The following is a 6,244-nucleotide window of genomic DNA, read 5'->3' on the forward strand; positions in this document are numbered from 1 at the left end:
CTTTTTACCTGACAGTCCGTTTTAACAGGAGAGACTTTAAATGAAATTCTTCGCCACGCTGCTTGCCGGAACGGCATTTGCGGTTTCCGCCTTCACCGCCAGCGCCGATGTCCGCTTCGGCATCATGAATGAATCCTACCCGCCCTTCTTCGCCAAGGATGCCAGTGGCAAGTGGCAGGGCTGGGAAATCGATCTCATGGACGCCGTCTGCGCGGAAATGAAGGAAAAATGCTCGATCGTCGAGCTTTCCTGGGATGGCCTCATCCCGGCGCTGCAGACGAAGAAGTTCGATGTCATCTGGTCGTCCATGTCGAATACGGAAGAGCGCCAGAAAGTGATCGATTTCACAAACAAATATTACAACACGCCGAGCAAGCTGATCGGCGCCAAGGATGGCAAGCCCGGTGCTGCGCCGGAAGACGTGAAGGGCAAGACCATCGGCATTCAGGTCGCGACCATCCAGTCCGAATATTACAAGAAATATTTCGCCGCTGTTGCTGACGAAAAGACCTACCAGACGCTGGACGAGGCGTTTCAGGATCTGGCCGCCGGCCGTATCGACTATGTCTTCGGCGACTCGCTGGTTCTCGATGCCTTCGTGAAGAGCGATGCCGGCAAGGATTGCTGCGCCGACATGGGCAATGTGGCTGACGACAAGGAAATCCTCGGTCTCGGCGTTTCCGGTGGCCTGCGCAAGGACGATACGGAACTGAAGAACAAGCTGAACGCTGCTCTCGCCGCCGTCCGCGCCAGCGGGAAATACGACGAGATCACCAAGAAGTACTTCAGCTTCGATATTTACGGCAAATAAGCCCTGACCGGTCACATCAATGGCAAGCCTTGAAACCACGCTGCAGCTTTTGTCACCCTATCCTCCGGGATGGGGCGGCACCCTTTTGAAGGGTGCGGCGTCGACGCTTGCCATTTCCGCCGGTGCTTATTTTATCGGCATCGTCATCGGGCTTGCCGGCGCGCTCGGCAAGCTTTCTGGCAACAGGCCGCTCGGCCTGTTGCTCAACTTCTACACCACGGCGATCCGCGCCGTTCCCGAACTGATCCTCATCGTCGGGCTTTATTATGCCGGCACGGACGGTTTGAACCGGCTGTTGCAGCTTGCGGGCCTGCCGCCGCTTGAGGTGAACGGTTTTGTTGCCGCCGTTGCGGTTCTGGGTTTCGTACAGGGCGCCTATATGACCGAGGTGCTGCGCGGCGCGATTCTTGCCGTGCCGAACGGCCAGATCGAGGCGGCGCGGGCCTTCGGCATGTCGCCGTTCCTGCGTTTCCGCCGTGTGGTCCTGCCGGCATTGCTGCCGAATGCGCTGCCGGGCCTTGCCAATCTCTGGCTTGCGGTGACCAAGGACAGCGCGCTGGTGGCCGTCGTCGGTTATCAGGAACTGGCGCTGGCGACACGTTTGGCGGGGGCCAGCACCAAGCAATATTTCCTGTTCTTCCTTGCGGCGGCGTTTCTTTATCTCGCCATCACGCTCGTCTCCAACCTCGTCTTTTCACTACTGGAACGCCGGGTGCGGCGCGGCCAGCCGGCGTTGGCCTGAGGGGGAACGGCATGGATTTTTCATGGGTCGCCAAATATTGGCCGCTGCTTCTGTCCGGCGCCTGGCAGACGCTGGCGCTGCTCGTCATCTCCGTCAGCATCGGTTTCGTGCTGGCCATCGGGCTTGCCTTTGCGCAGGTCAGCGGCGGGCGGGTGACGAAAATTCTGGCGCGCGGCTATTGCACCTTTTTTCGCGGCACGCCGCTTTTGATCCAGCTCTGGCTGCTTTATTACGGTGTCGGTTCGTTTCTGCCGATGATCCCCGGCCTGCGCCAAAGCTTCATGTGGCCGGTGCTGCGCGAGGGCTTCTTCTTCGCCGCCGTCAGCTTCACGCTGAATTACGCGGCCTATGAGGCCGAGGTGCTGCGCGGCGCGCTTCTGGCGGTGCCGAAGGGCGAGCTGGAGGCGGGCCGGGCTTTCGGCATGGGCCGCTTCACCCTCATTCGCCGCATCTGGCTGCCGCGTGCGATCCGCATCGCGCTGCCGACCATTGCCGGTGAGGTGGTGATGCAGCTCAAAGCCACGCCGCTTGCCTTCACGGTCACTGTGATGGACCTCTACGCCGTCGCCTACAAGGTGCGGCAGGACACGCTTCTGGTCTATGAGCCGCTAATCGTCGTCACCGTTTTTTACCTCATTCTCACCGCCATCATCGCCCGCTGTTTCGGCATTGTCGAACGGCAGGTGCCGGTCCGGCGGTAAATCGTTCAAGGAGTATGAACATGGGCACTATCCGTATCCTCGACGGCGGCATGAGCCGCGAATTGCAGCGGCTCGGCGCCGAGCTGAAACAGCCGGAATGGTCGGCGCTGGCGCTCATCAATTCCCCCGATATCGTGCGGCAGGTGCATGCGGAATTCATCGAGGCCGGTGCCGATGTCGTCACCACCAATTCCTATGCGCTGGTGCCGTTCCACATCGGCGAGGAGCGTTTTCAGAAGGATGGCGCGTCGCTGACCGCCCTTTCCGGCCGGTTGGCGCGCGAGGCCGCGGACGCTTCCGGCCGCAAGGTGCTGGTTGCCGGCTCGCTACCGCCGATCTTCGGCTCCTATGAGCCGCAGAATTTCGACGCCACGCGGGTGCAGGACTATCTCAAGGTGCTGGTCGACAATCTCGCTCCTTCTGTCGATGTCTGGCTCGGCGAAACGCTGAGCCTGATCGCCGAGGGCGAAGCGGTGCGCCAGGCCGTTGCCGCAACCGGCAAACCATTCTGGGTTTCCTTCACGCTCAACGATGACGCGGCTGCGGTCGCCGGAAGCGAACCGGCGCTACGGTCAGGCGAAACGGTGAAGGCTGCCGCCGAATGGGCGGCGCAATCGGGTGCGGCCGCCCTGCTGTTCAACTGCAGCAAGCCGGAAATCATGAAAGCTGCCGTTGAAACCGCCTCCGCCGTCTTCGCGGACAAGGGCGTGTCGCTCGAGATCGGCGTTTATGCCAATGCCTTCGAAGGCGAACAGGGCGATTCCGCCGCCAATGAAGGCCTGCACGGCACCCGCACCGACCTGACCGACGATGTTTATTCGCGTTTCGCCTGCTCCTGGGCGGATGCTGGCGCAACCATGATCGGCGGCTGCTGCGGTATCGGTGCTGCCCATATCCACACCGTGGCGACGGCCTTGCGGCGCAACGCAGCCTGAGATAGCGGGCGGCTTTCGCGCCAACACCGGGAATGATGGCGGCGGGCCGAAAGGCTCGCCGTTTTTTTGTCCACCGCTATTGACCTCAACCATAGTTGAGGAATTATCAGAGCATGGAACACTATCGAAGGACGTTCCATGACCGACAAATCCCTGGCGCTGAAGCTCACGCTGCTGTTCGTCGCCACGCTCACTATCATGGCCGGCACCACGGTCGCGCCCTCGTTGCCCGCCATAGAACAGAGCTTCCTGTCAACACCTGATGTTGAGATCATGAGCCGCATGGTGCTGACATTGCCATCGGTGTTCGTGGCGCTCTGCGCGCCCGTCGCCGGCGTGCTGGCGGACCGTTTCGGCCGCAAGCGGCTGCTGCTCGGCGCGATCCTGCTTTACAGCCTGTCCGGCATATCCGGCCTTTTTGCCGACAGTCTGGCCGGCCTGCTCGTCGGCCGCGCCTTTCTGGGGCTTGCGATCGGCGGCATCATGACCATCGGCACGGCGCTGGTGGGCGATTATTTCGAGGGGCCGGCGCGGGAGCGATATCTTGGCCTGCAACAGGCCTTCACCCAGCTCGGCGGCGTCGTTTTCGTGGTGGCGGGTGGATGGCTCGCGGATATCCACTGGCGCGCGCCTTTTGCTGTGTATGCCGTGGCGCTGCTCATCCTGCCGGCGGCCCTGTTTTTTCTCAGAGAACCGGCAAGGAACAGCAACCGCGCCACGCATAGCGACGAGCAGGTGCTTGCGGTCAATTGGTTGCTGGTGGCGGTGCTGGCCATGGCGGTGTTTCTCGTCAATGCCCTGTTTTACACCATCCCCTCGCAATTGCCGTTCTTCCTGCGGGAGCTCGGGGTTTTTTCCGGAAGCGTTGCCGGATATGCCATCGGCATCTTCAATCTGGCCGGCGCACTGATGGCGCTCAGCTTCGGGCGGTTGCGGGCGCGGATTGGCGTGACCGTCATTCTGGCGGCCGGACTGGTGCTGATGGCCACGGGCTTTGCGCTGCTTGCCACGGCAGGCGGTCTGGTCTCGATGCTGTCGGCGCTGGCCGTGGTGGGGGCTGGTCTCGGCGCCGTGATGCCGTCCATCATGTCCACGACGATCATGCTTGCGCCGCTGCGGCTGCGCGGGCGTATCGCCGGCATCGTCACGGCTTCGATGTTTCTCGGGCATTTCATATCGCCGCTGGCAAGCCAGCCATGGATTGCCCGGTTCGGTTTCGCCACGACCTATCGTGATATCGCCGTGGTCTTCGCCGTCATGGCCGGACTTGCCGCCATTGCCACGGTTTTTCGGCGCCGCACCGTGATACGGAAAGAGCAGCCTCTTATCCGAGGCGGGTGAAGCATAATGTGGCGGTGGAGGCATGTCGCTGAGACCGCCGCAAACCGTTCAGGCCGATGTTAAAGAGCCCGGTCCGGCTTCGGCACTCCAGCATGTCGCGGTCCTCGCGACATAAAGGAATTATAAAGTTTTCAAGTATAATTGTTTTATAGTAAAGCAAATAGAAGAATATTATAAATTACTGTTTCTCGTTCTTCTTCAAGTCGCGGTCTAGCGTTTCCGCCTGTTGGGGGGGAGTTGCTGGACCACCGGAACAGGGACCTGCCGAAATTTCAGGGGGGCAGGCATCACCCGTTGCGGGCAGGTGCATGATGCAGGTTACGATCAGAGCCGATGATCCGGCTGATGAAGCCTTGATGATGAAGGCTTTCGACGTGCAATGTCATTTTTGCCGAACACCTCCGGCACGGGAAAGGAGCGGTGTCCATTTCAGGAGCTTCCCGTGTCCTTTCTTCACAATGCCAGTATCCGCACCAAAATCCTGTCGCTCATTTTGCCGCTCTGCATCGTCGGTCTTGCCGCCGCCACCTTCATGGCCACACGCTACAAGGAAGCCGACACGCTCTATTCCGATTTCATCGCCAGCGACAACGCTGCGCTGGTGGAGCTTGCGCGGGCAAACCGTAATCTCGTCGCTCTCGGTTATGGCGCGTATCAGGTCATGGCCTATGACGCGAATGCGGCGGAAATCAACCTCGCCAAGCGGGCCTATAGTGACAGCAAACGCGAGCTTCTGGAGCGGCTCGGCAACGTCAAGGCCGTATTTCCGGAGGAGCGCGCCGCTGTTGACGTCTTGATTGCGCAATCTCAGTCCATCGCGCAAATCACCGACAAGGCCGTCGAGCTTGGAATGGCCAACAAGAATGCGGAATCTGCGGCGCAACTCATCAAGGCGGACGCCTCGATTCAGATCACGTCGGTCACCATAACGACGTTGCTGGACAAGCTTGCCAAAGGGGTGGTCAAGGGCAGCGACGATCTGACAGACCAAACCAATTCGACCATCCTGACCTCGCTCATCGTGGTGGGTGCCGCTTTTGCAGTCGGCATCATCCTCGCACTTTTCGTTGCTTCGCGTGGCATCACCACACCGATTGCGCGGTTGCGTGAGCGCATGGCGTCGCTTGCCGGCGGCGAGACGGCGGCTGAGATCGACGGCATGGACCGGAAGGACGAAGTTGGCCAGATGGCGGTCGCGGTTCAGGTGTTCCGCGAGAACGCCATCGAGCGCATCCGTCTCGAGCAGGAAACGGAAGCCAATCGGTCGATGTCGGAGAAAGACCGTATCGAACGCGAGCAGCAGAAGGCAAGGGAAGCGGCAGACGTCAAATTTGCCGTCGACAATCTCGCGACCGGTCTTTCGAAGCTTTCCGACGGCGATGTCTCCTATCGCATCGACCAGCCGTTCACGGCGACACTCGACGGTGTGCGCAACGACTTCAACATGTCGGCAGAGAAGCTGCAATCGGCATTGACCCGGGTTGCGCAGAATGCCGGCGGCATCGGCGCAGGCGCAAACGAGATCAAGTCGGCTGCCGACGATCTGGCCAAGCGCACCGAACAGCAGGCCGCTGCCGTGGAGGAAACCGCTGCGGCTCTGGAGGAAATCACCACGACCGTGCGGGATTCCACCAAGCGTGCGCAGGAGGCGGGGCAGATCGTCAGCCGCGCCAAGGCGGGTGCCGAACAATCCGGCGAAGTGGTGCGCCGCGCC

General features: G+C 60.9%; 6 protein-coding genes. All 6 read left to right on the plus strand.

The features are described 5' to 3' along the window. Positions 1-40: 40 nt before the first annotated feature. Positions 41-811, plus strand: a complete 771-nt coding sequence (locus O8B93_RS23890) for a transporter substrate-binding domain-containing protein (RefSeq protein ID WP_269712313.1) — start codon at positions 41-43, stop codon at positions 809-811. A 19-nt stretch (positions 812-830) separates the two neighbouring features. Continuing rightward, positions 831-1,553 (plus strand): ABC transporter permease, encoded by a 723-nt coding sequence (locus tag O8B93_RS23895; protein WP_269712314.1) that lies wholly within the window; start codon positions 831-833, stop codon positions 1,551-1,553. Positions 1,554-1,564: 11 nt separating this feature from the next. Then, on the plus strand, positions 1,565-2,254 hold the full coding sequence (locus O8B93_RS23900; RefSeq protein ID WP_269712315.1) for an ABC transporter permease: 690 nt from the start codon (positions 1,565-1,567) through the stop codon (positions 2,252-2,254). 20 nt (positions 2,255-2,274) lie between these two features. Continuing rightward, a complete protein-coding gene (locus O8B93_RS23905; protein ID WP_269712316.1) occupies positions 2,275-3,189 on the plus strand; it encodes a homocysteine S-methyltransferase family protein in 915 nt (304 codons plus the stop codon). A gap of 138 nt (positions 3,190-3,327) precedes the next feature. Further along, positions 3,328-4,530, plus strand: coding sequence for an MFS transporter (locus tag O8B93_RS23910; RefSeq protein ID WP_269712317.1), 1,203 nt, complete (start codon positions 3,328-3,330; stop codon positions 4,528-4,530). Positions 4,531-4,972: 442 nt separating this feature from the next. Beyond that, on the plus strand, positions 4,973-6,244 hold a 1,272-nt coding region (locus O8B93_RS23915), incomplete at its 3' end, for a HAMP domain-containing protein (protein ID WP_269712318.1).

Origin of the sequence: Martinezella rhizogenes (genome assembly GCF_027460065.1) — a bacterium.
GTDB lineage: Bacteria > Pseudomonadota > Alphaproteobacteria > Rhizobiales > Rhizobiaceae > Agrobacterium > Agrobacterium rhizogenes_C.

Bases quoted from the DNA above. Each gene is read 5' to 3' on its own strand.
- O8B93_RS23890 (WP_269712313.1), top strand. From the start codon at position 41: ATGAAATTCTTCGCCACGCTGCTTGCCGGAACGGCATTTGCGGTTTCC.
- O8B93_RS23895 (WP_269712314.1), top strand. From the start codon at position 831: ATGGCAAGCCTTGAAACCACGCTGCAGCTTTTGTCACCCTATCCTCCG.
- O8B93_RS23900 (WP_269712315.1), top strand. From the start codon at position 1,565: ATGGATTTTTCATGGGTCGCCAAATATTGGCCGCTGCTTCTGTCCGGC.
- O8B93_RS23905 (WP_269712316.1), top strand. From the start codon at position 2,275: ATGGGCACTATCCGTATCCTCGACGGCGGCATGAGCCGCGAATTGCAG.
- O8B93_RS23910 (WP_269712317.1), top strand. From the start codon at position 3,328: ATGACCGACAAATCCCTGGCGCTGAAGCTCACGCTGCTGTTCGTCGCC.